The organism is Ruegeria sp. BHSC223, from assembly GCF_059613025.1.
In genome coordinates this window covers 13,164-37,115 of record NZ_JBXWRR010000004.1, presented here as the reverse complement: position 1 = coordinate 37,115, position 23,952 = coordinate 13,164, and the positions used below count along the sequence as shown (strand labels likewise).

Annotated in this window: 27 protein-coding genes and 1 tRNA gene; 10 read left to right on the top strand and 18 right to left on the bottom strand. The window is 62.1% G+C overall.

Annotation, left to right across the window (positions count from 1 at the left end):
- Positions 1-39: 39 nt before the first annotated feature.
- From hdhA to AC2FNY_RS09230, 9 genes are all read right to left on the bottom strand, one after another.
- Positions 40-807: a 7-alpha-hydroxysteroid dehydrogenase gene (gene hdhA / locus AC2FNY_RS09270; protein WP_234184648.1), complete on the bottom strand. Its 768-nt coding sequence runs from the start codon at positions 805-807 to the stop codon at positions 40-42.
- A gap of 219 nt (positions 808-1,026) precedes the next feature.
- Entirely contained in the window at positions 1,027-1,485 is a 459-nt protein-coding gene (locus tag AC2FNY_RS09265) for a hypothetical protein (protein WP_496802265.1), read from the bottom strand.
- A gap of 142 nt (positions 1,486-1,627) precedes the next feature.
- Positions 1,628-1,864, bottom strand: coding sequence for a hypothetical protein (locus AC2FNY_RS09260; RefSeq protein WP_496802264.1), 237 nt, complete (start codon positions 1,862-1,864; stop codon positions 1,628-1,630).
- A 124-nt stretch (positions 1,865-1,988) separates the two neighbouring features.
- The gene (locus AC2FNY_RS09255; protein ID WP_234184762.1) at positions 1,989-2,450 is read right to left on the bottom strand and encodes a helix-turn-helix domain-containing protein; all 462 of its coding nucleotides are present in this window, start codon (positions 2,448-2,450) and stop codon (positions 1,989-1,991) included.
- Positions 2,451-2,580: 130 nt separating this feature from the next.
- On the bottom strand, positions 2,581-2,898 hold the full coding sequence (locus AC2FNY_RS09250; protein WP_234184650.1) for a hypothetical protein: 318 nt from the start codon (positions 2,896-2,898) through the stop codon (positions 2,581-2,583).
- A gap of 16 nt (positions 2,899-2,914) precedes the next feature.
- Complete coding sequence (locus AC2FNY_RS09245) at positions 2,915-4,468, bottom strand: relaxase/mobilization nuclease domain-containing protein (protein WP_234184761.1); 1,554 nt, start codon at positions 4,466-4,468, stop codon at positions 2,915-2,917.
- A 2-nt stretch (positions 4,469-4,470) separates the two neighbouring features.
- The gene (locus AC2FNY_RS09240) at positions 4,471-4,800 is read right to left on the bottom strand and encodes a plasmid mobilization protein (RefSeq protein ID WP_234184651.1); all 330 of its coding nucleotides are present in this window, start codon (positions 4,798-4,800) and stop codon (positions 4,471-4,473) included.
- A 118-nt stretch (positions 4,801-4,918) separates the two neighbouring features.
- Positions 4,919-5,770, bottom strand: a complete 852-nt coding sequence (locus AC2FNY_RS09235; RefSeq protein ID WP_234184652.1) for a helix-turn-helix domain-containing protein — start codon at positions 5,768-5,770, stop codon at positions 4,919-4,921.
- A gap of 222 nt (positions 5,771-5,992) precedes the next feature.
- Positions 5,993-6,069: transfer RNA gene (locus AC2FNY_RS09230), tRNA-Pro, on the bottom strand.
- Positions 6,070-6,208: 139 nt separating this feature from the next.
- On the opposite strand from AC2FNY_RS09230, the gene AC2FNY_RS09225 reads away from it, so the two are divergent.
- Positions 6,209-7,810, top strand: a complete 1,602-nt coding sequence (locus AC2FNY_RS09225) for a Na/Pi cotransporter family protein (RefSeq protein ID WP_496802263.1) — start codon at positions 6,209-6,211, stop codon at positions 7,808-7,810.
- On the opposite strand, the gene leuB is transcribed toward AC2FNY_RS09225, so the two are convergent.
- Complete coding sequence (gene leuB / locus AC2FNY_RS09220) at positions 7,807-8,910, bottom strand: 3-isopropylmalate dehydrogenase (protein WP_496802262.1); 1,104 nt, start codon at positions 8,908-8,910, stop codon at positions 7,807-7,809. The genes AC2FNY_RS09225 and leuB overlap by 4 nt on opposite strands.
- Positions 8,911-9,013: 103 nt before the next feature.
- Positions 9,014-9,910 (bottom strand): LysR family transcriptional regulator, encoded by an 897-nt coding sequence (locus AC2FNY_RS09215; RefSeq protein ID WP_234217403.1) that lies wholly within the window; start codon positions 9,908-9,910, stop codon positions 9,014-9,016.
- A 90-nt stretch (positions 9,911-10,000) separates the two neighbouring features.
- Here AC2FNY_RS09215 and AC2FNY_RS09210 point away from each other — a divergent pair, with 90 nt between their 5' ends.
- Complete coding sequence (locus AC2FNY_RS09210) at positions 10,001-10,909, top strand: Rossmann-fold NAD(P)-binding domain-containing protein (protein ID WP_496802261.1); 909 nt, start codon at positions 10,001-10,003, stop codon at positions 10,907-10,909.
- Here AC2FNY_RS09210 and AC2FNY_RS09205 read toward each other — a convergent pair.
- The 6 genes from AC2FNY_RS09205 to AC2FNY_RS09180 form a co-directional block, all read right to left on the bottom strand.
- Positions 10,859-11,935: an endonuclease/exonuclease/phosphatase family protein gene (locus AC2FNY_RS09205; RefSeq protein ID WP_496802260.1), complete on the bottom strand. Its 1,077-nt coding sequence runs from the start codon at positions 11,933-11,935 to the stop codon at positions 10,859-10,861. The genes AC2FNY_RS09210 and AC2FNY_RS09205 overlap by 51 nt on opposite strands.
- Positions 11,932-12,765, bottom strand: coding sequence for a hypothetical protein (locus AC2FNY_RS09200; RefSeq protein ID WP_234140398.1), 834 nt, complete (start codon positions 12,763-12,765; stop codon positions 11,932-11,934). The genes AC2FNY_RS09205 and AC2FNY_RS09200 overlap by 4 nt, the downstream gene beginning before the upstream one ends.
- 348 nt (positions 12,766-13,113) lie before the next feature.
- Complete coding sequence (gene leuD / locus AC2FNY_RS09195; protein WP_234140400.1) at positions 13,114-13,719, bottom strand: 3-isopropylmalate dehydratase small subunit; 606 nt, start codon at positions 13,717-13,719, stop codon at positions 13,114-13,116.
- A 141-nt stretch (positions 13,720-13,860) separates the two neighbouring features.
- Complete coding sequence (locus AC2FNY_RS09190) at positions 13,861-14,388, bottom strand: HdeD family acid-resistance protein (RefSeq protein WP_496802259.1); 528 nt, start codon at positions 14,386-14,388, stop codon at positions 13,861-13,863.
- A gap of 36 nt (positions 14,389-14,424) precedes the next feature.
- Entirely contained in the window at positions 14,425-15,831 is a 1,407-nt protein-coding gene (leuC, locus tag AC2FNY_RS09185; RefSeq protein ID WP_496802258.1) for a 3-isopropylmalate dehydratase large subunit, read from the bottom strand.
- Between the two features lie 52 nt (positions 15,832-15,883).
- Positions 15,884-15,982, bottom strand: coding sequence for an isopropylmalate isomerase (locus AC2FNY_RS09180; protein ID WP_234140406.1), 99 nt, complete (start codon positions 15,980-15,982; stop codon positions 15,884-15,886).
- A gap of 86 nt (positions 15,983-16,068) precedes the next feature.
- On the opposite strand from AC2FNY_RS09180, the gene AC2FNY_RS09175 reads away from it, so the two are divergent.
- The 5 genes from AC2FNY_RS09175 (at position 16,069) to AC2FNY_RS09155 (ending at position 20,055) form a co-directional block, all read left to right on the top strand.
- The gene (locus AC2FNY_RS09175; RefSeq protein ID WP_234178043.1) at positions 16,069-17,421 is read left to right on the top strand and encodes a mechanosensitive ion channel domain-containing protein; all 1,353 of its coding nucleotides are present in this window, start codon (positions 16,069-16,071) and stop codon (positions 17,419-17,421) included.
- A 163-nt stretch (positions 17,422-17,584) separates the two neighbouring features.
- A complete protein-coding gene (rsfS, locus tag AC2FNY_RS09170) occupies positions 17,585-17,947 on the top strand; it encodes a ribosome silencing factor (RefSeq protein WP_496802378.1) in 363 nt (120 codons plus the stop codon).
- Positions 17,948-17,993: 46 nt separating this feature from the next.
- On the top strand, positions 17,994-18,464 hold the full coding sequence (rlmH, locus tag AC2FNY_RS09165; RefSeq protein ID WP_496802257.1) for a 23S rRNA (pseudouridine(1915)-N(3))-methyltransferase RlmH: 471 nt from the start codon (positions 17,994-17,996) through the stop codon (positions 18,462-18,464).
- A 3-nt stretch (positions 18,465-18,467) separates the two neighbouring features.
- The gene (locus AC2FNY_RS09160; protein ID WP_234140411.1) at positions 18,468-18,953 is read left to right on the top strand and encodes a flavodoxin family protein; all 486 of its coding nucleotides are present in this window, start codon (positions 18,468-18,470) and stop codon (positions 18,951-18,953) included.
- A gap of 169 nt (positions 18,954-19,122) precedes the next feature.
- Positions 19,123-20,055, top strand: a complete 933-nt coding sequence (locus AC2FNY_RS09155; RefSeq protein ID WP_496802256.1) for a tetratricopeptide repeat protein — start codon at positions 19,123-19,125, stop codon at positions 20,053-20,055.
- Positions 20,056-20,191: 136 nt separating this feature from the next.
- Here the strand turns inward: AC2FNY_RS09155 and ald are convergent, their stop codons facing one another.
- The gene (gene ald, locus AC2FNY_RS09150; RefSeq protein ID WP_234142370.1) at positions 20,192-21,316 is read right to left on the bottom strand and encodes an alanine dehydrogenase; all 1,125 of its coding nucleotides are present in this window, start codon (positions 21,314-21,316) and stop codon (positions 20,192-20,194) included.
- A gap of 139 nt (positions 21,317-21,455) precedes the next feature.
- On the opposite strand from ald, the gene AC2FNY_RS09145 reads away from it, so the two are divergent.
- From AC2FNY_RS09145 to AC2FNY_RS09135, 3 genes are all read left to right on the top strand, one after another.
- A complete protein-coding gene (locus tag AC2FNY_RS09145; protein ID WP_234140414.1) occupies positions 21,456-21,914 on the top strand; it encodes an Lrp/AsnC family transcriptional regulator in 459 nt (152 codons plus the stop codon).
- A gap of 162 nt (positions 21,915-22,076) precedes the next feature.
- Positions 22,077-22,994, top strand: coding sequence for a polyphosphate kinase 2 (ppk2, locus tag AC2FNY_RS09140; RefSeq protein ID WP_234140417.1), 918 nt, complete (start codon positions 22,077-22,079; stop codon positions 22,992-22,994).
- 87 nt (positions 22,995-23,081) lie between these two features.
- Positions 23,082-23,945: a DUF302 domain-containing protein gene (locus tag AC2FNY_RS09135; protein WP_496802255.1), complete on the top strand. Its 864-nt coding sequence runs from the start codon at positions 23,082-23,084 to the stop codon at positions 23,943-23,945.
- The last annotated feature ends 7 nt before the right edge of the window (positions 23,946-23,952 follow it).

Below are 23,952 nucleotides of genomic sequence, written 5' to 3'. Positions count from 1 at the left end.
GTTTGTTCCTCAGAATTGGTATGACGTTGTCGATCGGGGTTAGTCGAGTTCCTGGACGCCGCCGCCCGACACGGTCAGGATCTGACCGCTGACCCACTGTGCCGCAGGCGAACAGAGATACAGCGCGGCGCCGGCGATATCCTCGGCCACGCCGAGGCGCTTGATTGGGGTATGTTTCAGCATCGTCTTTTCCACCTCGGGGGTGAGAACCTTGGCCAGCGCGTCGGTGCGGATGGCACCGGGCGCAATGCCGTTCACGCGGATGTTCTTCGGCCCGAGATCGAAGGCGATGTTCCGCGTCAGGTGGCTGATCGCGGCCTTTGAAGAAGAATAAGATGCCATGCGGACATTCTTGTTCTCGGCCGACATCGAAGAGATGTTCAGCACCGCGCCGCCGCCGGCCTTTTCCATGTGGGGCACCGCGATCTGGGTCAGCCGGAAGGGTGCGAAAACATTGATTTCATAGGCCCAGCGGAAATCCTCCATCGGCATGTCGAAGGGTTTGGGCCCGCCGCCGCCCGCATTATTGACCAGGATGGTCAGCTTGCCGAAGCGGTCTACCGCGGTCTGAACCGCGGCCTGGAGGTCTTCTTCCTTCGTCACGTTGCAGGCGATGCCGACGGCCTGACCGCCAGCCTTGGCAATCTCGTCCGCGACCGCATCGGCGGTTTCCTGGTTCAGATCGCTGACCACGACCGCAGCGCCGGCCCCGGCAAACATCTCGGCGATACCCCGACCGATCCCCGCCCCGGCGCCCGTCACCAGCGCTACCTGGTCCTCAAGCTCGAATTGGCTTGCGTTGAACATGTGCGTCTTCTCCTCCCAAATACGACGATCTTTGCAGTTTTCTACGAAAAGGAAACTAAACTGGATCAAAAAAAATACTTCGGGCGGGAAGCTTGCAAATCAGGGCGCTCCCAGCGCGAAAATGCTTTCCCATCAAAGGGTAGCATCGCGCTTGATCGGAACAAGCCTACAGGCGCCCAGAATGGGCGCGCGCGGCCCCCGACCGATGCGGGAACCGGTTTATCCGTCGATGTCTTTCCGTCGTCCCGCGGCCTCGGCCGCAGTAAGCAAGCTTGCGATGTAATCGACGGCAGCGTGCGTGGAAGGCAACAGATCCCTGGACGCGGCCCCGCCGATCTCCCAGTTCCCTTCTGCATTGCGCATCACCCACCCCTTGTTCTGAAGGGTCGTCAATTTCCGGCGGACCGACTCGCGGGGAATGCCGCTGACGTCCGAGATCGACTGAGTATTGGTCGGCCTGCTTTGTCCTTTGACCCATTCCCGGTCCGTCAGTATCTCCTGCCAATCCTGCATTTGCGTCCCAACAGACAACAGCGCAAGGATCAGCAGCGAATCCAGGTCTCCATCAAAATTTTTTCTCAGCTCGACAAGGAGCCGACAGAATGCTGTCGTATGTATCGGGTACAACTCGTCGAGGTGTTTTTCGACCCAGGATCGCATGACATCTTTAGTTGGCATTGTTGTGGTCTTTCGGAATGGTATCAAGCAACTGATACCCCAAATTTAAGGTCGCGTCCCATCAAGAGGTGTAACTCAGCGTAGCGCCTTTGATGCCGTCCTACAGCGCCTCACGCTGGATGCTGGCTGGGCGCGGACGCCATCAAGTGTCCACTCTAACCCTTTTTCCGAAGTGATCGGATTGCGTCTCCCAATCCAGCGTAAACGGCTCCATCAAATTCGCCAGCGTGATCTCCGGCCCCTGCTTCCCGTCAAGGATCGCTACAACAATGTCGTGAGCGAGCAGCGTCAGTCCCACGACGTGGGTCATGTAGGACGGTGCGATCCCCTGGCGCTCGGCCCGTTCTGCGATGGTGGCGAACTCGCCCAACTCCAGCATCCTCTTCCACCGGAAGGCGCGAGCCAGCGCTTTGACCCGCGTGTTGTCGGTCCGCCGTGGCTGAGGCCAAGTAACTCGTCGGGCGTGAGAGGTGTCGCGCCGGTGGGTTCGTGCAGTTCCAAGGTCACTTCCAGAAGTCCTTCGGCATCTCGCGGGCAATTTCGCCAGCCAGCTCCTCGATCATCTCTTCCTGGCTGCGCAGGCCTTCGGTGTGCTCTTCCAGGGCCATGTGCGCACGGGTGCGCTGTATAATGCGCTTGGCTTTCTTTCGAGCCTGGGCCATGACAATTTCCTCTACCGATCCTCCGCGCGGGATGATCGCGTAGACAACTTTGCCCCCCATGGCTTCAGCCATCTTGTCGAGCTGATTTAGAGAGATGGTTCCGGCCTGCTCGTTCTGGATCGAGCTGTAGACGCTATTACGGGACATGCCCAGCCGCTCGGCAAGGGCGGGCGCACTCATACCGATTGCCCCCTGGAAAGTCGCAATCCAGCCACCCAATGGCTTAGTGAAGGCCTGAGCCATCTGGACAGCTTGATTGATCTTGCTTGCAGCTTGCCGCTGCTTTGCTCGTGAGACGGACATTTGCCAACCTGTAGTTTTGCACCTTTGTCTTCTTTGTAATACCTAAATATGGCATAGATTCGATACTTGCAATATCACAGCATTGCAATATTTGCCACTGCGCAATACCACAGCTTGGCAATTTTGCCTGCTAAGCATTGTCAGCCACATTCGCAACGGCGCTTGCAGGTATTAGCACGTTCTCCCCAACCCTCAGGTCCTTCGCATCCACGCCCAGCTCCCGGATCACATACCCAGTGCTCCGCTTGCGAATATTCCGCATGTAACCGTTCCCTGCGACGTCCATGAACAAGCAGCGGAAGTTCTGGTAATCGCCCCAGACGCCCGCGATGGCAATGAGCGGAACACCTTCGGGCAGGTAGTCCACCTTCTCGAAGTTGCGATAGTCGATGCGGTAGTCGCGGGCCTGATGATAGCTCATGGTGAAATGGTCGTGTGCAAAGCTCATTGGTTTTCCTTTCTCGTTAACGTCCCAGGCCATGGCTGTGGCCTCGTTCCATTTGCAATTCGTTCAGCTCTGTCTCAGCCTCTCTTCGGCGGCCTTCGCTAGCCTCAAGCTCTCGTTCAACTGCGCGTCCAGCGCGCTGTAGGTCGCCGCTTTGTTCAACAAGTCCCGCAAGGCCGTCATTGATGCGGCCTGCGAACGAATGAGCAAGATCACGCAGTCGGCCAAGCCAGCTAGTTGTGTCTCGATCCTGTTGGTCGAGCGCGCTTCCAAGCCGCTCAATTCCTGCGCTGAGGTTTCGCAGGCCGTCACCAACCGCTCGACGCAGGCGAGCAAGTCGCGCTCCAAGGCTGTCAGGGGCGTCGTCATTCATTTCTCCTCGATCTTGATGCAAATGACCGGCGTCCCGGCCAGTGTGCAGGTCTTCAGCTCGGTCCTGTCGGGGTCCAGCGTCAGCCAGGTCTGCTCCCCTTGGTCGATCCGCGTCAGGCCCAGTTCCGTCAGTTCCGAGCGCGTCAGCAGCGACGTCCAGAACCAGCTCGCGGCCATCATCGAGGCGATCCCCGTCACGATCAGCCCCGAAATCACCCAAGGCGAGATCGTCAGCCAGCGCCTGATCTGTTCGATCCGCGTCTCGAACAAGTTCCTGTTCTCGTTCAGGAAGCGGCGTGTATCGTTCTCGATGGTACGCCGCGCGTCGCTCGCAATGGCTATCAAATCGGTCCTGAAGTTCTTCAGCTGGGATGCCATCGAGGCGGCGTAGTCCTGGCGTATCGTGTCCAGCTCCGCGTTCAATTTCTCGCTCAGCCGGGTCGGCTTGCCAGTCTTCATGGAAAATCTCTCCTTTCAGGCGCCAGCGTTCGCCGGTCTCGGGGTCCTGTGCGGTCAGGTAGGCCTTGCCGACGCGGGGCAGATCGAAGCCCGCATCGGCAAGGGCATCGAGCATGCTTGCGCGATCCTCGATCAGACCCATCGATATCTGATCGAGGATCCACGCATGCAGCTCGTCGCGGCCATGGGCGCGGGTCGGGGCCTCAATAGTGTCGCGGACCTCCTGGGCGCGCTCCAGTTCCATCGGGTCGGCCCAACCGTGGCGCTGGTTCATCAGGTCGCGTAAGGAGTCAAAGGCGCCCTGGTAGCCCGGCGGTGCGATGTTCAGGCTGCGCCCGGTGGTCAGCTCCAGGCGCGGGGTGCAGAAGTGCAGCTCAACGCGGTCCTCGTGACTGTGACGAACCCAGAGCATGTCATATTGCTCACCGTCCAGCCCGGCAAAGGCCAGCCGCTCGAAGGCGTCCATGACCTCGGCCTGTTGCGCCTCGCTCGGTGCGTCCCCGGCGGCAAAGCTGATCACGCCTGCGCGGTAGGTCCATTGGTGGCGGCTGGCGTCGATCAGGGCCTCGGTGCGGCCTGGATCGCCGCGCAGCACCTCGGGCAATGGGTCGCGGGTCACGGTCAAGGGCTGGCCGTCGGTATCGCGGATCAGGTCGCGGTTGCCGTCATAGGCCAGCACGCGCTCCGCCACGAGGTAGCCGACCGGCCCCGCGCCCGCGCCTTTGCCGTTGGGGAAGAACATGATCAGCACCGCCGCACCTCCTCGAGGAGCCGGGCAAGCTGGCGTTCGATCACCAGAAGGCGACGCGCGACGGTCAAGCTGTCGAGGTCCGTGCGGCCCACCAGCATCGCACGGTTCAGCCAACGCGCGATCTGGTTGAGGTTGCCGCCGATTCGCCCGACGGCCAGCACCAGCGCCGGATCGACGCGCGGCACGGGCTTGCGTCGGCGGGCCTCGGTCAGGCCAAGCGCCTCGCGCAGGAGCGTTGCGGCGGGCAAGCAAGCGGCCTCAGCCTTAGCGCGCAGCTCGGCCTTCTCGGCCGCCGTGCATCGGAAGACGAAGGTCTCCGTCAACGGCTCCTTTGCGCGAGGCTTGCCCGTGCCGGTGGGGTTCGAAGGGGAGGCTTGCCGCCCCTCGCAAGGTCCCGTGTCATCCGCGCCAGCGTATGACATGGGTCGCCTTGCTGTTTCCTCAGACCGCATGGCGGTTCTCCCCCTCGGTCGGGGCAACATCCTGCGGAAAACGCGGTGCGCGCTGCATCTGATGCGGTGCAAAGGACGCGATGCGGGGTACTGAAGGCGCGGCGCACTCGCCATCCTGCGCCTGACGGATGACATCCCGCAAATGACGCAACTGCGCCTGCCATTCTGCGCTGTCCTCTGGGGCCGGTGTTCGCGCCGGAAGCCAGAAGCCCTGGTGATGCTCGTGCGGTGACAGGGGCAAGCTGCGCTCCAGCGTGGCCATCCCTTCTCGGGCCAACCGCGCATCCCAGTCGCGGACAAAGCAGATACCCCTCGGGACAAAGACCAACTCCGAGCATGTTTCGCCGGATTGCCCTTCATCGGGCAAATCCGGCGCGGACGCGCGCCCCTGTTCTTTTCTAAGTTCTTGTTCTCTGTTCGGGGGGTGATCCTGTCCCCCTTTGCCGGACAGGTCTGTCCCCCTTTGCGGACAGGATTGTCCCCCTTTGGCCCGGCTGAGCGGGACAACCTTGTCCCCCTCCCTGCGGCGCTCGGTGGCCCGCCGCAGGGCCGCTTCGGTCGGGCGGTAGCGCGAGGATTTCCCCTTGTTGGTCCCACGCTCCACGGTCAGGTAACCAGCCGCCTCGACCTTGTTCAGCGCCCGCTTGACCGATTTGGCATGCTTGCCGATGGCCCCGCCGATGGTCTCAAAGGAGGGGCGGCTCTCACCAGTCTCATGATCGGCATGTGCCAGTGCCAGGTAGAGCGCCACGCGCAGGGCGTTGTCGTCCAGCGCGTGGTCGGTGACCATTTCCAGCAGGTATTGCAGCTTGATCTTGCAGAAAGGGAGAACCTCAGACATCGGCCCCTCCCGCGATTGTGATCACGGGCGTGATCTGATATCTATTCTGTGCAAACTTTTCGATTTGGCCGTTGACGCGGGTGCCAGCCCAGTCAGCGGCCTTTCGGTTTCTGAGGGGGCTGGACTCACCAAAAACCGCCTCAAAAGCCGCATAATCCGGATCAAATCCGGACCAACCCTTAACAAGGGTCATGGCGAAGCGGGTTAAGTATTTGGAATCATTGGTCGGAGTGAGAGGATTCGAACCTCCGGCCCCTGCCTCCCGAAGACAGTGCTCTACCAGGCTGAGCTACACTCCGACCGTGGCGGGTGATCTATACCTGCCCCGGACGACATGCAAGAGGGATTCCGCCGCAGCAGTTTGAAAAACATCGACTTGTCCCGGCGCCGATCATTGGCAAGACTGCGGGTCCGGAGAGGGTCCGGCGAGCTCGGGAAATGGTGGGAAATCTCTTTTACCTGATTGGTGGCATCGGCATGTTCCTGCTGGGAATGGAGTTGATGACTACTGCCTTGCGCGATGCGGCGGGCAGTCAGTTGCGCGGCGTGCTGACGCGGTTCACCACCACGCCGCTACGCGGTGTGATGACCGGCGCCGCCGCGACGGCCGTGGTGCAATCGTCCAGTGCCACGACAGTCATGACGGTGGGGTTTGTCGGGGCAGGGCTGATGACGATGCCGCAGGCATTGGGCATTCTCTATGGCGCCAATATCGGCACCACGGCCACCGGCTGGCTGGTGTCGCTGTTGGGCTTCAAGCTCAAACTTGGCAATCTGGCGCTGCTGCTGTTGTTTCCGGCAGCCCTTGCCGATCTCCTGGCGCGTGGAGCGCTGGCACGGGCCGGACGCACGGTCGCGGGATTGTGCTTGTTGCTGATCGGGCTCGACCTGATGCAATCGGGGGCAAGCGACCTGACTTCGTTTCTGACGCCCGAAAGCCTGCCGGGAAGCGGGCCCGGAGGATTGCTCCTACTCGTGGGATTGGGGGCAGCGGTGACCATCGTCATGCAATCGTCCAGCGCGGCGATGGCGTTGGCGCTGGTGATGCTGTCGGGGGGCGCGATCACACTGTTGCAGGCAGCCGCAATCGTGATCGGCATGAATATCGGCACCACCTTTACCGCTGTTCTGGCCTCGACCGGTGGCTCGGTGCCGATGCGGCAGACCGCGTTGGCGAACCTGATCTTCAACATCGTGACCTCGGTCCTGGCCTTTCCCATGTTGCTTCTTCTGCGCCCGGTCTTCGATGGCGCGGCGCAGTTGGGTGACGATCTGAGCATTCTGCTGATTTTTCACACCGGGTTCAATCTGGTTGGAACGGCGCTGTTCCTGCCGCTGACCGGGCGCTTTGCCGGGCTGGTGGCGCGGCTCTTGCCCGAACGCGAGACCGAACAGCTGTTCGTTGCCGACCGCAGCCTGCTCAAGGACGCAAACGCCGCGTTGCTGGCGGCACAGTCCGGCGCGCGGACAATTGCCGAACGGTTGTTTCTCGCTCTGGGTGCCGGCTTGGCCCCCGCGCCCGATTACCGGCGCATCGCGGCACTGACGCCGTGCACGCGCGCGCTCGAGGATTTACGTGCCTTTCTGTCCGAGATCCGGCTGCCACCCGATCGCGCACAGGATATCGAGACCTTTTCGGACATCCTGCACCAGATCGACCATCTGACCCGGCTGCTGGATCGGGCGCGGCAGACCGGCAATATCGACACCCTGCTGCATGACAGGTTGTTGCGGCGCTCTGCCCTTGGGGCCGGGGCGGCGCTGCGGCGCTCTGGCGGGGCAGTGGGCGGGGTGCCCGAAGGAAAGCGGCTGGAGCGGCTGCGTCTCTTGATCGCCGCGCGACGCAAGCGCCATCGCCGGGCGATGATGCTGGGCGAACATGCGGGGCTGTTTGCGCTGGACCAGGTTTTTGCCCATACCGACGCGATGCGCTGGCTGGACCGGGTATTGCACCATGCCGAACGGGTGGCGCATTACCACCGCGCGGCGGCGGCACGATTGCCCGCGGCAGACGCGCCGCCGCGGGCAGAAACGGATTAGAGGCTGGCGTCCAGTTTCGCCAGGATCGCCGCCCCCATCTCGGTGGTCGAAACCGGGGTCACGCCCTCTTCGCCCAGCAGGTCGGCGGTGCGTACACCGTCGGCCAGAACCTGTTCGACCGCCGCTTCAAGGCGATCGGCCTCGGCACCCTGGTCAAAGCTGTAGCGCAGCGCCATCGCAAAACTGAGGATACAGGCGATCGGGTTGGCCTTGCCCTGGCCCGCGATATCGGGGGCAGAGCCGTGCACGGGTTCATACAGCGCCTTGGGACGCCCGTTGGTCATCGGTGCGCCCAGTGAGGCCGAGGGCAGCATGCCCAGACTGCCGGTCAGCATCGCGGCGCAGTCCGACAGGATGTCGCCGAACAGGTTGTCGGTCAGGATCACGTCGAACTGTTTCGGCGCGCGGACCAGCTGCATGGCACCGTTGTCGGCATACATGTGGCTGAGTTCGACCTCGGGATAGTCCTTGGCCACGCGGGTCACCACCTCGCGCCACAGGATGCCCGATTCCATCACGTTGGCCTTTTCCATCGAGCACAGCTTCTTGCTGCGGCGCATCGCCAGTTCGAAGGCCGAACGCGCGACCCGTTCGATCTCGCTTTCGGTATAGCGCTGGGTGTTGATGCCCACCCGCTCGTTGCCCTCTTCGAAGATGCCGCGCGGCTCGCCGAAATAGACACCCGAGGTCAGCTCGCGCACGATCATGATATCCAGACCGGCAACGATATCCTTCTTCAGCGACGAGAAATCGGCCAGCGCGTCGAAACACTGGGCCGGGCGCAGGTTGGAAAACAGGTCCATCTCCTTGCGCAGGCGCAGCAGGCCGCGTTCGGGTTTGACGCTGAAATCGAGATCGTCGTATTTCGGGCCACCCACGGCGCCCAGCAGCACGGCATCGACCTCTTGCGCCTTGGCCATGGTCTCGTCCGCCAGCGGCACGCCATGCACGTCATAGGCGGCACCGCCGACCAGATCCTCGCTGACGTCGAAATTCAGGCCGCGCTTGTCGCCGAACCAGCCGATGATCTTGCGCACTTCGGCCATGACTTCGGGGCCAATTCCGTCACCGGGCAGGATGAGGAGCGAGGGATTGGACATGGAACTCTCCTTGCGTTTCGTCGCAAAGGCCCTAGCGCGCCAGAGGCGGGCGGTCAATGTGGCGCGGGTCATCTGCGCTGTCCTGACAGGGGAAAACCGGGGATCAAAGGGGCGCGGCCAGCAAGCCTTCGGCCAAGAGGTCCCAGACCCGGCGGATCCGGGGCGTCAGCCGCATCGCCTGCGGTGCGGCGAGCCACATTTCGAGCGGCGGCACCGGCAGGTCAAAGGGCAGCACTTCGACCAGCGGATCGGCGGCGACGATGCTGCGCTGGCCAAAACCGATGCCGCACCCGGCCCGGATCAACTGCCAATAGGCGCTCTGATTGTCGCAACGGATGGCAAAACTGTGCCGTGTCGCCGGCCAGCCCAGCGCCTGCATCGTCTTGACGATGATCGGGTCCGCGTCATAGCCCACCAAATCGAAATCGAGAAGGTCCTCGGCCCGCGTGGGACGACCCTTGCGCTCCAGATAGCTGGTGGCGGCGCAGGCGCAGAGCGGTATGTCACCGATATGCCGGGCAACGATATCCACCTGCCGGGGCCGGTACATGCGCACGGCGATATCGGCGGCGCGAAACAGCAGGTTCTCGGTGGTGTCGCTGGGCACCAGTTCCAGCTCGATCGCGGGTTCGGCGGCCCGGATACTCGCCAGGATCGGCGGCAGGATATGATGCGAGGCAAAGACAGAGGCGGTGATGCGCACGGTGCCTGCCAGCGATTGCGATTGCCCGGCGGCGGTGACCGAAATCGCCGTCATCGCCCGATGCGCCTGCTGCGCCAGCGGCAGGATCCGGGCGCCGTCCGCGCTCAGCTTCAGGCCGCGCGCGTGCCGATCGAACAGCGACAGGCCCAGCGCCTGCTCCAGCGCCTGCACATGTCGGCCCAATGTGGGCTGACTGCGGTCGAGCTGCCGCGCCGCCGCTGACAAAGTGCCGGTCTCGGCCACAGCCAGAAAGCTCTGGATCAGGGACCAGTCACCAATATCTGAAAGCTCATCCATTCATTGATGAATACATGATCTACGTTTTTGGGCAATTCTCTCGATACATTTGAATGACTATTTAAATAGGAACAGTGATGGAGAGCCAGCATGACACAGACAGTTCTTGTTCTCGGGGCCTCGGGCCGGTTCGGGCGCAACGCGGCCGAGGCTTTTGGGCGGGCGGGTTGGACCGTACGTTCGTTTGATCGAAAGCGCGAAGACCTGGACATTGCCGCACGCGGTGCCGAGGTGATCGTGAACGCCTGGAACCCGCCCTATCCCGATTGGGCCGCCACGGTTCCCGGCCTGCATGCACGGGTGATCAAAACAGCGCAAGCGACGAACGCCACGGTGATCATCCCCGGAAATGTCTATGTTTTTGGCCCCAACACTCCGGCTCCCTGGGGACCTGACAGTCCGCATGCCGCGACCAATCCGCTGGGCCGCATTCGCAACGACATGGAGGCCGCCTATCGCGCCTCGGGCGTTCGTACCATCGTCCTGCGGGCGGGCGATTTCCTCGATACCTGCGCCTCGGGCAACTGGTTCGATCAGGTGATGATCAAGCGGCTCGCCAAGGGGCGGTTCATCTATCCGGGCGATCCCGACATAGCACATGCCTGGGCCTATCTGCCCGATCTCGCCCGCGTCACCGTTACCCTGTCCCAGCAGCACGAGACGCTGCCAGTGTTCTGCGATCTCACCTATCCCGGCTACACGCTGACAGGTCGCCAGATAGCGGCCGCACTGGAGCAGGTAACGGGCCGACGCATCACGCTCAAGCGCATGAACTGGCTGCCCTTGCATCTGGCCCGGCCCGTCTGGCCGATGGCGCGTTCACTGCTGGAGATGCGCTATCTCTGGAACACACCGCACAGTCTGGACGGGGCCGCGTTTGCAAAGGTTCTGCCGTCGTTTGTGCCAACACCGTTCGAGCAAGCGCTTGCTTCTGCGATCCCCGTCGAGCTACTCGCGGATCAGGTCCACCCAGACCAGGCGGTGGCGGCTGGCCTGTGACACCAGGCCTGCGCTCGGATCCTCCGGCGCTGGCCAGATCACACCCGATCCCGTCACGCGCCAATGGATCGAAGGCAGCACGTAATCGACCCGGAACCTGCCTATACCGGGCCAATCGACCGTGTCCTGTGCATCCGGCCCCCTGTGACCCTGAGAACCCGCCTTGGCGGCGCCGGGACTTACTGGCGCCGGGTCCTGTAGCCGGGGGTCAGTCAGAAGTGTTTCGATGGCGCCATGGTGGCCCTCGCCATCCTGCGGATCCAGATTGGCGCCCCCGGCCAGCACAAAGGGGAGGTCCGGCATCGTCCCGACCGCGCCATCCAACAGCAGTTGCCAGAAGCGGGTTTCGTCCCGGTTGCGCAGCCCGTTGCGGTCTTCGGGCCCGTCAAAGACCGGCGGCCCGGCCTGATAGGTCAGCAGCACCATCCACCCCTGATCGGTGTCGATCGGAACCAGCCAGTGCCCGGTCGAGGCCAAGCGCTGGACTGCTTGCGCCTCGGCCGTGGGGAAGGGGTAACCGTTGCTCTCAGGCAAGGTTGCGCCGGGCAGGTCGCGCCAGAGCAAGGCAGAGAAATCTTGTACATTGGCCTGCGCAATAGGGTGACGGGACAGGATCGCAATACCACCCTGACCGCTGAAGCGGCCATAGCCCTGCGCATCACCCGGGCCGCCGATCCGTCCGTCGCCATCCAGGTCCAAGTTGATGGCGCGGCCACTATTGGGTTGGGCGGCAAATCTGTGTGCCATCTCCCATCCGGCGGCGGCCAACTGCACGGCCAGCGCATCCAGCGCCCGGCCTTCGTGATCCCAATCCAGCCCTTGAAGCGCAAGGATATCGGGGCGGGCAAACGCGATCACCGATACTACCGCGGCGACCTGCGTGTCGCGGCCACCGGCAATATCGCGCAGCATAAGCCCGGGCCCCTTACGGCTGAGTTCGGTGTTGAACGTCGCCACCCGCAGCGCCTCGGCCGTCGCCGCAACCGGCAACAGACACAGGACCGCCAGGGCGGCTAGCCGGATCATGCGGTCTGCATCGCCTCGGCGTTGGAATAGACGCGACGGCGTTTTTCCTCGATCAACTCTGCGATCCGTATCATCGCTAATCCCCGCATGATCATAGACGCTGGCAGGAATGCCCAGGCGCTCATAGTCCAGATCAGCGTTTGCGGACTGTACAGGTTGATCGGATCAAATATGTCGGAGGCCATCTTGACGATGGCAGGAATGAGAAATGGCAACAGGACGCCTAGGATCATGTTGATCCGGCCGTCACGTTGCAGCCGCGCGACGACATCGCCGCCCGTAGTCGGGTCGAACAACGGCAGGTTGATCCAGACGTTGAATGCCCCGTTGCCGGTGGGCCAGCCGCGGATGCGCACTGCAACCCAGAAGGCAAAAACTGTCAGCAATGCAATCACATAGGCGACAGCCGCCGCCACGCGTACACTGTACACCAGATCGACTCCAGCGCCCTGCGGCAGCATCAACACCACCAACCGTACCGGCGAATAGGGGAAATCGATCAGATGTGCGACAAGCAGGCCAAATCCCGAAAACAGCGCGGTGATATTGGTCGGATCAATACGATCTTTGCTGATCAGGGTGAGCATGGTTATCATGGTCATAAGGGCAATGAACCGCATCCGGTTCAGCGGCGGCGCATCCCTGAATTCGATGAAACTGGGAAAGGTCGAGTTGTACTCGGCAAAGGTCAGCACAAAACCGAGGATCGCCAGAAGGACGACGATCTCGGTTGATGTCGTGGCCGCGCTGGGCAAATAGAGCGCCGGAATCACGACGACAAGCGCCACCAAGATTCCGCGCAGAGCCGCGCCTGTGATGCGTGCAATCACTGTCCGATCCCTTCAAACTGGACAGGCCGATGCGTTGCCGAGCCTTTGTTCCAACTTGAGTCCACCCGGTTGGGCGGAGTGCCTCATTTTGGCCCCATTTGTGCCGTTATTCGGCCATTCACTCAAGTCACCGAGTCACGAGACCCCCGATTTAAGGCAAAAACATGGCTTAACTGGTGCCTTCTTGCATCAGAGATGGTGTAATTTTTTGGCAAGTTATCCGAGGTGACCACATTTTGTGGTTGTGCGATCCGCGATCACTAATGAGCGATGTAATACTGGTTCTAGAATTGAAAACGGAGCTGTATCAACCGGATACAGCCCCGCGGTTCAGCGATCGAATAGGGATCAGACCCAGGGACGCGACTGTGCCGCCTGCGCTTCGAACGCATCAATTGCCGTCGCCTTCTCCATGGTCAGACCGATATCGTCGAGGCCATTGAGCAGGCAGTGCTTTTTGAAGGCGTCGACTTCGAACGGGATCACCTCTCCATCCGAGGTGGTGATCTCTTGCGCTTCCAGGTCCACGGTCATGCGGGCATTGGCGCCCTTCTCGGCATCCTTCATCAGCAAATCGACCTGCTCCTGCGGCAGGACGATGGGCAGGATGCCGTTCTTAAAACAGTTGTTGAAGAAGATGTCGGCGAACGAAGTCGAGATCACGCATTTGATGCCGAAATCCTTGATCGCCCAAGGGGCATGTTCACGCGACGAACCGCAGCCGAAGTTGTCGCCGGCCACCAGGATCTCGGCGTCGCGGTATTGAGGCTTGTTCAGCACGAAATCGGGGTTCTCGGACCCGTCGGCGTTATAGCGCATCTCGTCGAACAGGTTCACGCCAAGGCCCGACCGCTTGATGGTCTTGAGAAACACCTTGGGGATGATCATGTCGGTGTCGATGTTGATAAGCGGCATCGGCGCGGCGATGCCCTGAAGTTTTTCGAACTTGTCCATATCCAGTCTCCTGGTTTGGGCCCGAGTTTGATGCGGGCGCTAGATCTCTGAGCGGTGCCGGACCCGCGCAAGCGCGCGGCCCGGCACCAGTTTCAAAGAGTCACAGGCGTGGACGGACAGTCCTCGGTCCCGTGACCCCGGTTACGCGTGTTTTCCCGCGCTGCGCACGAAGAGCGCGGCGAAGATCAGGCCGAAGCCGTTGAAGAGCATCTCGATACCCATGAGGATACCCAGAAGGCTGAGCGCCAGACCGACCCCTGCATTCGCCATGACGTAGGCGGCAAGGCCCAGCGACAGGATGCCGGAAATGAGTGTCGGCAAGAACAGACCGGTGCCGCGCATCTGGAACGACAGGATGATCCGGGCGATGCCGCCGGCGGCGAACAGGATCATCACCACCGTGGCCAGCGTCAGCGTGCCTTCGAGCGGGTTCGACAGGAACGACCAGCCGAGGAACACCATGATGATGCCCATGATGATCGACAGGATCTTGTTCCCCGCCCCTTCGACGGTAAAGCCGCCCACGACCTGAAGCCCGCCGCCGATCAGCAGCATGATCCCGGTCAGGGTGGTGATCGCCACCGAGGCCACCACCGGCGCGCCGAGGACGATAACCCCGAACACGACCGACAAGAGGCCCAGCAGCATCAGTTTCAGCCAGTCACTCATTTCATTCTCTCCCTAGAAATGAAGTATGAGCGAAGCCTACATCATTTCCCGCACATCCGTCAGCTTTCCCGTAATGGCAGCGGCGGCGGCCATCGCGGGGCTGAGCAGGTGGGTGCGACCGCCGCGGCCCTGACGACCCTCGAAGTTGCGGTTCGAGGTCGCGGCGCAGCGCTCGCCCGGTGCCAGTTGGTCGGGGTTCATCGCCAGGCACATCGAACAACCCGCAAGGCGCCATTCGAAACCGGCCTCCTTGAAGATGTCGGCGATGCCTTCTTCCTCGGCCTGGGCGCGGACAAGGCCCGAGCCGGGTACGACCATGGCGCGGATGCCGTCCTTGATCTTTTTGCCCTTCAGGATCGCGGCGGCGGCGCGCAGGTCCTCGATCCGGCCATTGGTGCAGGAGCCGATGAAAACGGTGTCGATCGCGATATCCGACAGTTTCTGGCCGGGGGTCAGGCCCATGTATTCGATCGAGCGGCGCGCGGCCTCGACCTTGCCCCCCGTGAAATCCTCGGGGTTGGGGACGGTCGCGGTGATCGGCAGAACGTCCTCGGGCGAAGTGCCCCAGGTCACGACGGGGGCGATATCCTCGCCCTTGATCGTCACCACCTTGTCCCAATGGGCGTCGTCATCGGAATAGAGCGTCTTCCACCACGCAAGTGCGGCTTCCCACTGGGCGCCCTTGGGCGCATGCGGGCGGCCCTGCACATAGGCAAAGGTCTTTTCGTCCGGTGCGATCAGGCCAGCGCGGGCGCCGCCTTCGATGGCCATGTTGCAGACGGTCATGCGGCCTTCCATCGAGAGGTCGCGGATCGCCTCGCCGCAGTATTCGATGACATAGCCGGTGCCGCCGGCAGTGCCGGTCTTGCCGATCACGGCCAGCGTGATGTCCTTGGCGGTGACGCCCGGGTTCAGCTTGCCGGTGATCTCCACCTTCATGTTCTTGGATTTCTTCTGGATCAGCGTCTGGGTGGCCAGCACATGTTCGACCTCGGAGGTGCCGATGCCATGGGCCAGCGCGCCGAATGCGCCATGGGTGGCGGTGTGGCTGTCACCGCAGACCACGGTCATGCCCGGCAGGGTCCATCCCTGTTCGGGGCCGACGATATGCACGATGCCCTGACGGATGTCCGAGACCGGGTAATAATGGATGCCGAAATCGCGCGCGTTCTTGTCGAGCGCCTGCACCTGGATGCGGCTTTCCTCGGTCATCTGTGCGGGGTCTTCGCGACCCTCGGTGGTGGGCACGTTGTGATCCGGCACGGCGATGGTCTTATCCGGCGCGCGCACCTTGCGGCCCGCCATGCGCAGACCTTCGAAGGCCTGCGGGCTGGTCACTTCGTGGACGAGGTGACGGTCGATATAGAGAAGGCAGGTGCCGTCTTCGGCCTCGTGGGCCAGATGGGCATCCCAGATCTTGTCATAGAGTGTCTTGGGGGACATGTGTCCTCTCCCGTTCTAGAGAAATGGCTGTAAAGACGTGGCTGAACCCGGCCTATAGGCGGGCGAGGACCGAACGGGTCGCGCCAAAGAACCGCTCGCGCAGGCGGGCGCGGTCTTGCAGGTCCATGGTCGGGGCGTCGTGGGGTGTCATTCTGTCCAGATACATGGCCGTCCCGAGTCTCGCAAGGTCTTGCGTTTCCGGCGGCAAGCCTGCCAAGCTGGCGGCGGAGCCTATATATGAACGAAGACATTCTCCCGGCCACGCTGGACGAACTGATCGCGACCCTGCTGACCGAGGGGCACAGGCTGGTTGGTCTTTTCCTGACGCCCGGCTGGCGCCAGTACCAGTTGCTGATCATCGCGCTGCTGATCGGCGCAGCGCTGCTGCTTTCGCTGCTGACGCGCACCCATTGGGATGCCTGGGCCCGCTCGCGCGAGGGCTGGCCTAAGTGGCGGCTCAGAACGCTGGTGCTGCTGATGCGGCGGCTGTCGCTGCTTTATTTCGTGGCTTTGAGCTGGCTGACCTATTTGGTCATGCAACAGATGACCTGGCCTTCGCGCAGCTATGTGATCGGGGTGGTGGCGACTCTGGCCACGGCGCTGCTGGTGATCGCGCTGGTGGCGCGGGCGGTGCGCAATCGCACCATCCGGCTGGTCTTCCGCTGGTCGATGTGGGTCTATGCCACGCTGGTGGCACTGAACCTGACCGACGATGTGGCCCGCTTCCTCGATGGCATATCGATCGAGATCGGCGCGCTGCATATCTCGGTACTGGGAGTGATGAAGGCGGTGCTGCTGGTCGGCGCGTTGCTGGTACTGGTTCGGCTGGCGTCGCAGGGCGCATCGAACGCGCTGGCCCGCAACGACGATATCTCGCCCTCGATGCAGGTGCTGTTGGCCAAGGCAGTGCAGGTGTTGCTGTATGGCTGGGTCTTCATCGTTGCGATCCGCACCTTGGGGTTCGACCTGACCGGGCTGGCCTTTCTGTCCGGTGCAATCGGTGTCGGCATCGGCTTTGGCCTGCAAAAGGTGGTGTCGAACCTGATCTCGGGCATCATCATCCTGATGGACCGCTCGATCAAGCCGGGGGACGTGATCTCGCTGGGCGAGACCTTTGGCTGGATCAATGCGCTGGGCGCGCGCTATGTCTCGGTGGTCACGCGCGACGGGCGCGAATACCTGATCCCGAACGAGGATCTGATCACCAGCCAGGTGGTGAACTGGTCGCATTCGGACCAGTTTGTCCGGCTCGACCTGAATTTCGGTACCAGCTATGGCGACGACCCGCACAAGGTGCGCGCGGTCGCTATTGCCGCCGCGCGGTCCGTCGGGCGGGTCCTGGCCGGAAGCGGGCGCGACCCGGTCTGCCATATCGTTGGCTTCGGCGACAGCAGTGTGGACTACGTGCTGCGCTTCTGGATCACCGACCCGACCGCTGGTCTGACCAATATTCGCGGCAATGTGTTCCTGGCACTCTGGGATGCGTTCCAGGCCGAGGGTATCTCGATTCCCTTCCCACAACGCGAGGTTCGGATGCTGGAGGATGCGGCCACGCCTGTCCCGGTAGCCGGACAGGGTGGTGCCGATTGACCCCAGTACCATGCATACCGTATGGCGATTCATTGAAAAGTCACAGACGGGTTGCTAAATTCTACCTGACCCAGCGCCGGGGATCGGTCGGCGCGCCCTATAGGAGGACGATGTCCTGTTACCTCATACAGAGGCGGCCATGCCCGCCCATGCAGGGGCCAAAATGATGGCCCAAGGCACTTATACCAGCGAACAGCTGCTGGACCGCATTCTGACCTCTCTCAACGATGACAAGGCCGAAGACCTCGTGCAGATCGACCTGCGGGGCAAGACCTCGATGGGCGATTACATGGTCATCGCCTCGGGACGGTCGACCCGTCAGGTCTCGGCCATGGCCGAGAAGCTGGTGCAGCGGCTGAAGGAAGATTTCGACCTCAACTCCAAGATCGAGGGCAAGGATGCCGGCGACTGGGTGTTGATCGATACCGGCGATGTGATCGTGCATATCTTCCGCCCGGAAGTGCGCGAGTTCTATCAGCTGGAAAAGATGTGGATGCCGCAGGGCGCCAAGACATCGGCCAACTAAAGGCGTCCGCCCGGCCCTGATCCCGGGGCCGGTGGGCGAATGACCCATGCGTGTCAGCATCCTCGCGGTCGGCCGTTTGCGGGCCGGACCGGAAAAATCCCTGATCGACGACTACCTGACCCGGTTCGACAGAACCGGTCGCGCGCTGGGCCTGGGGCCCGCGCGCGTGATCGAGGTCGAGGACAAGAAGAACGCCGGCATGGGCGCCGAGGCGGCACTGCTGCGCAAGGCGATGCCGTCGGGCGCGGTTCTGTGTACCCTGGACGAGCGTGGCAAACAGCTATCCTCGCCAGATTTCGCGGACAGGCTGGCCAACTGGCGCGACACGGGCCGTCAGGATCTGGCGCTTGTGATCGGCGGCGCCGATGGGATTGATCCCGGCTTGCGGGCCGAGGCGGATTTCTCGATCTCTTTCGGCGCAATGGTCTGGCCGCACATGCTGGTTCGGGTGATGCTGGCCGAGCAGCTTTACCGCGCCGCGACCATCCTGGCCGGCGGCCCCTATCACCGGGTGTGAGCTATGGCAGAGCTGTTGATCGTCTATCACTCGCGCACCGGCGGCAGCCGCCAGATGGCCGAAGCCTGCGCCGCAGGCGCGCAGAGCGAGTTGGCCACAACGCTGCTGACTGCCGAGGCGGCAGGCCCTGAGGAGCTGCTGCGCGCCAGTGGCTATGTGTTCTGCTGCCCCGAGAACCTGGCGGCGATTTCGGGCGTGATGAAGGATTTCTTTGACCGCTGCTACTACCCCGTTCTGGAACGGATCGAGGGGCGTGCCTATGCGCAGATGATCTGTGCCGGATCGGACGGGCAGAACGCCGCCCGGCAGGTGGCGCGCATCGCCACCGGCTGGCGCCTGAAAGAGGTTCAGCCGCCGCTGATCCTGTGCACCCATGCGCAAACGCCCGAGGCGATTCTGGCGCCCAAGCACATTCCCGAAGCCGAGCTTGATCAATGCCGCGACCTGGGTCAGGCGCTGGGTGCGGGTCTGGCGATGGGAATGTTCTGATCTGCCGGCGGCCTCTCTGATGTGAGGAAGATCGCTTGATCTGGCATTGCTCTGCCATGCAGAGCTTTTGTTGAAATGGAGATGAAGCGCGTCAAGCGCCGGATTCATTTTGATTTCCCATCAAGTTACGTTTTCATGCCTGGAGGCAAAGAACGAAAGAGCAGGCTTCATGGAAGATCCAGATACCCAGGGTAACACCTATCGCTTTCTCAAGGCCATGGGCGCCTGCAACAAGGGCGATTTTCCGACCGCGTTTCAATTGCTGACCGAGCTTGCGAAGCTGGGAGACAGCGCCGCTCAGAACGCTCTTGGAAACATGTACTGGAGAGGCCTTGGAACACCTCGTGACAAGGCCAAGGCAGAAGACCTTTACCGAATGGCTGCTGAGCAGGGGAATGCAGACGCCCAGGTCAATCTTGGCGATATGAAACACAACAAGTACCGGCAAAGCGCACGTTTGCCGCTGATCAGCTTTTCAGATCGGGACGAGGCAGAGGCGGAGAGATGGTACAGACTGGCCGCCGAGCAGGGCAATGCCAGCGGCCAATGCGGATTGGGCACGCTGATCTCAGACAGCGCCTTGTTCAACAAGAGTAAAGCTCGGGAAGCAGCACATTGGTTTCGCCTCGCGGCGGAGCAGGGCAATGCGCGGGCACAGACCGCACTGGCCATTGCCTACTCCATGGGCATTGGCGTGGACAAAGACGAGGCAGAGGCCAAGCGGTGGTATCTGCGTGCCGCCGACCAGGGATACGCCCATGCCCAGACGAACATCGGTGAAATGTATCACTGGGGCACGGACCATGTGCAACAGGACGCGCAAGAGGCGTTGCGATGGTATCATTTGGCAGCGAGACAAGATTATGCCCAGGCGCAATACCTGATCGGACATATCTATGCGGTAGGTGATAGCGTCCCGAAGAACTGCACCATTGCCTATATGTGGTACCTTATTTCAAACGCGAACGGCTGTAACACGGCAGATTTCCTCGAAGAGATCCAAGACGAGATGACCTATGACGAGATTGTCGAGGCCGAAAAACGCGCGCGCGAACACATGAGCGCCAGTGACCAGCAAAAGGATCAAGGGGTGAGATTTTGAATCCTGGTTCACATGCGCCCGAGAACCTCGTTGCCGTTTGAAATCTGTCTGGTTTCATGCCGAGCGTCTCGTGACCAAGAAAAACCCCGCCGGCCGGGGCCGACGGGGGGAGTGAGAACCAATCGGGATCAGACGATCAGGCCGCCTGTTTCACGATCAGACTGGGAGAAACGACGTCCAGACCCAGCGCCTCGCCGACCGCGTAATAGGTCAGCTTGCCGGCATGGACGTTCAGACCGTTGAGCAGGTGCACATCGTCGGCGCAGGCCTGTTTCCAGCCCTTGTTGGCCAACGCCAGCATGAACGGCATGGTGGCATTGCCCAGCGCGATGGTCGAGGTGCGCGCGACCGCACCCGGCATGTTGGCCACGCAGTAATGCATGATGCCGTCGACCTCGTAGATCGGGTCGGCATGAGTGGTGGCGCGCGAGGTCTCGAAGCAGCCGCCCTGGTCGATGGCCACATCGACCAGGGCGGCACCCGGCTTCATGGTCGACAGTTGCGCGCGGCTGATCAGCTTGGGCGCCGCGGCACCGGGGATCAGGACTGCACCGATGACCATGTCGGCCTCGGACACCAGCTCGGCGGTGTTGCCTTTGGAGGCATACGAGGTCTTGAACTCGCCACGCATGGTGTCGTCAAGATAGCGCAGACGCGGCAGCGACATGTCCAGTACGGTCACATCCGCGCCCATGCCAGCGGCCACACGTGCCGCATGGGTGCCGACAACACCACCGCCGATCACAACAACCTTGGCCGGGCCCACACCGGGTACGCCACCCATCAGCACACCACGGCCACCATTGGCCTTTTGCAGGGTCCAGCTGCCGACCTGCGGCGCCAGCTTGCCGGCAACCTCGGACATCGGGGCCAGCAGCGGCAGGCCGCCATTGCGGTCGGTCACTGTCTCGTAGGCGATGCAGGTCGCGCCCGAGGCCAGCAGGTCATGGGTCTGGTCCGGATCGGGTGCCAGGTGCAGATAGGTGAACAGCAGCTGGTTCTCGCGCAGCATCTTGCGCTCGATGGCCTGCGGCTCCTTGACCTTGACGATCATGTCGGCGGTGGCAAACACCTCTTCCGCGGTGTCGACGATCCGGGCGCCGGCATCGACATAGGCGGCGTTGTCGAACCCGGCACCGGCACCGGCATTGGTTTCGATGATGACCTCATGCCCGTGCGAGACAGCCTCGCGCGCTGCATTCGGGGTCATGCCGACACGGAACTCCTGAGGTTTGATCTCCTTGGGGCATCCGATTTTCATTTCTGCGTCCTCCGTTCGCAATCTGCCCAAATATGTGGCAGATACGGGAAACAATTTCTGTGAAACTCCACTCGCCATTTCGAGAGTTTTCGGGATATTCTTCGAACTCTGAGCCAAGTGTTGCAAAGGATGTGCGCCAATGAGCCTGGACGCGACAGATCGAAAGATTCTCACCGCCCTTCAGGTGAAGGGCCGGATGTCCAATGCCGAACTGTCCGACAAGGCCAACCTGTCACCCTCGGCCTGTCACCGGCGGGTCCAGCGGCTGGAATCCGAGGGCTATATCCGCAACTACGTGGCCCTGCTGGATGCCCGCAAGATGGGCCTGCCCACCACGGTTTTCGTCGAGATCACCCTGCAAGGTCAGGCCGACGAAGTGCTGGACGCCTTCGAAAAAGCGGTGGCCCGCATCCCCGATGTGCTGGAATGCCACCTGATGGCCGGCACGGCGGATTACATCCTGAAGGTGGTGGCCGAAAACACCGAGGATTTCGCCCGCATTCACCGCCAGCACCTCTCCCGCCTGCCGGGGGTGGCGCAGATGCAAAGCTCGTTCGCACTTCGAACCGTCTTCAAGACAACGGCGCTACCGGTCTGAGCATTGCAGCACCCTTGCATCCGCAAGGAGCAGGCGCATATTTGCACCAACAGTGGCCGGTTTTTGATTTCCCGCAACGAAATTGCCATCTGTTTGTGACATGCAAGGGTCATACGCGCCCAGCAAGGGCAGACGGAGCAACTGTATTGAGAGGAGCGCATTTTGACCCATGAATCCGACGACCCCAGCTTGGATTGGCTCGAGGCCGAATTGGAGGATTCGCTGGACGAGGATTTCGAGATCGAATTCAGCGAGCCGATGCTGTCGATGGAAATCCGCCGGATCTACAAGGATCAGCGCCCCGATCTGCTCGACCGTCAGGTCTATTTTCGCAACCTGCTGCGGCTTCAGGCCGAACTGATCAAGCTGCAGGATTGGGTGCAGCATACGAATTCCAAGGTGCTGATCATCATGGAAGGCCGCGACGCGGCCGGTAAAGGCGGGGTGATCAAGCGGATTACCCAGCGGTTGAACCCCCGTGTTGCACGGGTGGTCGCGCTGCCCGCCCCGTCGCGCCGCGAGCAGAGCCAGTGGTATTTCCAGCGCTACGTGCCCTATCTGCCCTCGGGCGGGGAAATGGTGCTGTTCGACCGGTCCTGGTACAACCGTGCCGGGGTCGAGCGGGTGATGGGCTTTGCCACCGAGGATCAGGTCGAACAATTCTTCCAGGACGTTCCCGAATTCGAGCGCATGCTGGTGCGGTCGGGGATCATCCTGCTGAAATACTGGTTCTCGATCACCGACGAGGAACAGCAGCTGCGATTCCTGATGCGGGTGCATGACCCGATGAAACAGTGGAAACTGTCGCCCATGGACCTGGAGAGCCGGATCCGCTGGGAACAGTATACCAAGGCCAAGGAGGAGATGTTCGCGCGTACCAATATCCCCGAAGCGCCGTGGTATATCGTCGAGGGCAACGACAAGAAGCGCGAGCGGCTGAACTGTATCGAGCACCTGTTGTCCAAGATACCCTACGAGGACATCCCGCACGAAAAGGTCACGCTGCCCGACCGCCGTTATAACCCCGACTACGAGCGCCAGGTGCTGCCGGACGAGCTTTACGTTCCAAAGGTGTATTGACCCAGAGCGTTTCATTGCCTCGAATGTCCTTGTCAACTCGCGCCACCGCCACAGGCGGATCGGAGCGATCAAACCGGGAGAACGCGCATGTTTCAGGCAAGCAAGGTGGCCATCGTTGGATTGGCATTTGGGGCATTTCTGGCGCCGGCATTTGCGGCGCCGGCACAAGAGGCCGTGGATCGGACATTCGAACAGATTGCTGCGGGTGTGAGCCGAGCTGGCCTTGAACCGGTTGTCGATATCGACCACGCCCGCCTCGCTGCCGAAGCGGGGGTCGAGATGCCGCCCTCTCGGGTCCAACTGTTCTCGGACGCCGCAGTCAACTCGGCCCTGTTGGCGCAGGACCTCAGCACCGGGCTTGATCTGCCGTTCCGGGCGCTGACCTATGCCGGGGCGGACGCGGTGCAGGTGAGCTATACATCCGGTGATTTCCTGAAACGTCGGTATGGCCTCGACGATACCGAGGCGCTGGCCGCCTTTGATGCCGCGTTGGCCCCGGCGCTTGACGGGTTGGACGGGGTCGAGCCGGTGCCGGTGCCGACCGAAGGTCTGGCCGACGGTTACGGCATTCTCACCCTGCAAAGCGCCCATGACGTACCTGAAACCGTTGCCCGCCTGCGCGCCATCGTCGCGGCACAATCCGATACCGTCTGGTTCGGCGAGGTCGATTTCACCGCCGAGGCGGCGGCGCTTGGCGTCGATCTGCCGCCCGCAGTGCTGCTGCTCTTTGGCGGCCCGGCGCCCGGTGGCGTGGCCATGGCCAAGTTCCCCTCAATCGGGGTCGACGCCTTCTGCCAGAAGCTTTTTGTCCATGCCGCGCCCGACGGTGGTTCGGTGGTGCTGTTCAACAGTATCGTGGCGCTGGCCGAACTGCACTACGGCACCTCGGCGCCGCCGCATGCGATGCTGGACGAACGGTTGACCGCAACCTTTGTCAAGGCGCTGGAATAGGCCGGGC

What these genes read in the sequence shown, in the direction of transcription:
- AC2FNY_RS09260 (WP_496802264.1), bottom strand. Translation starts at nt 1,864, where the DNA reads ATGCTGGAGTTGGGCGAGTTCGCCACCATCGCAGAACGGGCCGAGCGC.
- AC2FNY_RS09245 (WP_234184761.1), bottom strand. Translation starts at nt 4,468, where the DNA reads ATGTTCTTCCCCAACGGCAAAGGCGCGGGCGCGGGGCCGGTCGGCTAC.
- AC2FNY_RS09215 (WP_234217403.1), bottom strand. Translation starts at nt 9,910, where the DNA reads ATGGATGAGCTTTCAGATATTGGTGACTGGTCCCTGATCCAGAGCTTT.
- AC2FNY_RS09135 (WP_496802255.1), top strand. Translation starts at nt 23,082, where the DNA reads ATGTTTCAGGCAAGCAAGGTGGCCATCGTTGGATTGGCATTTGGGGCA.
- rlmH (WP_496802257.1), top strand. Translation starts at nt 17,994, where the DNA reads ATGCGTGTCAGCATCCTCGCGGTCGGCCGTTTGCGGGCCGGACCGGAA.
- AC2FNY_RS09265 (WP_496802265.1), bottom strand. Translation starts at nt 1,485, where the DNA reads ATGCCAACTAAAGATGTCATGCGATCCTGGGTCGAAAAACACCTCGAC.
- leuC (WP_496802258.1), bottom strand. Translation starts at nt 15,831, where the DNA reads ATGTCCCCCAAGACACTCTATGACAAGATCTGGGATGCCCATCTGGCC.
- AC2FNY_RS09145 (WP_234140414.1), top strand. Translation starts at nt 21,456, where the DNA reads ATGAGCCTGGACGCGACAGATCGAAAGATTCTCACCGCCCTTCAGGTG.
- rsfS (WP_496802378.1), top strand. Translation starts at nt 17,585, where the DNA reads ATGATGGCCCAAGGCACTTATACCAGCGAACAGCTGCTGGACCGCATT.
- leuB (WP_496802262.1), bottom strand. Translation starts at nt 8,910, where the DNA reads ATGTCCAATCCCTCGCTCCTCATCCTGCCCGGTGACGGAATTGGCCCC.
- AC2FNY_RS09160 (WP_234140411.1), top strand. Translation starts at nt 18,468, where the DNA reads ATGGCAGAGCTGTTGATCGTCTATCACTCGCGCACCGGCGGCAGCCGC.
- leuD (WP_234140400.1), bottom strand. Translation starts at nt 13,719, where the DNA reads ATGGACAAGTTCGAAAAACTTCAGGGCATCGCCGCGCCGATGCCGCTT.
- AC2FNY_RS09210 (WP_496802261.1), top strand. Translation starts at nt 10,001, where the DNA reads ATGACACAGACAGTTCTTGTTCTCGGGGCCTCGGGCCGGTTCGGGCGC.
- AC2FNY_RS09235 (WP_234184652.1), bottom strand. Translation starts at nt 5,770, where the DNA reads ATGTCTGAGGTTCTCCCTTTCTGCAAGATCAAGCTGCAATACCTGCTG.
- AC2FNY_RS09180 (WP_234140406.1), bottom strand. Translation starts at nt 15,982, where the DNA reads ATGACACCCCACGACGCCCCGACCATGGACCTGCAAGACCGCGCCCGC.
- AC2FNY_RS09250 (WP_234184650.1), bottom strand. Translation starts at nt 2,898, where the DNA reads ATGAGCTTTGCACACGACCATTTCACCATGAGCTATCATCAGGCCCGC.
- AC2FNY_RS09190 (WP_496802259.1), bottom strand. Translation starts at nt 14,388, where the DNA reads ATGAGTGACTGGCTGAAACTGATGCTGCTGGGCCTCTTGTCGGTCGTG.
- AC2FNY_RS09255 (WP_234184762.1), bottom strand. Translation starts at nt 2,450, where the DNA reads ATGTCCGTCTCACGAGCAAAGCAGCGGCAAGCTGCAAGCAAGATCAAT.
- AC2FNY_RS09175 (WP_234178043.1), top strand. Translation starts at nt 16,069, where the DNA reads ATGAACGAAGACATTCTCCCGGCCACGCTGGACGAACTGATCGCGACC.
- AC2FNY_RS09205 (WP_496802260.1), bottom strand. Translation starts at nt 11,935, where the DNA reads ATGATCCGGCTAGCCGCCCTGGCGGTCCTGTGTCTGTTGCCGGTTGCG.
- AC2FNY_RS09155 (WP_496802256.1), top strand. Translation starts at nt 19,123, where the DNA reads ATGGAAGATCCAGATACCCAGGGTAACACCTATCGCTTTCTCAAGGCC.
- hdhA (WP_234184648.1), bottom strand. Translation starts at nt 807, where the DNA reads ATGTTCAACGCAAGCCAATTCGAGCTTGAGGACCAGGTAGCGCTGGTG.
- AC2FNY_RS09225 (WP_496802263.1), top strand. Translation starts at nt 6,209, where the DNA reads ATGGTGGGAAATCTCTTTTACCTGATTGGTGGCATCGGCATGTTCCTG.
- ald (WP_234142370.1), bottom strand. Translation starts at nt 21,316, where the DNA reads ATGAAAATCGGATGCCCCAAGGAGATCAAACCTCAGGAGTTCCGTGTC.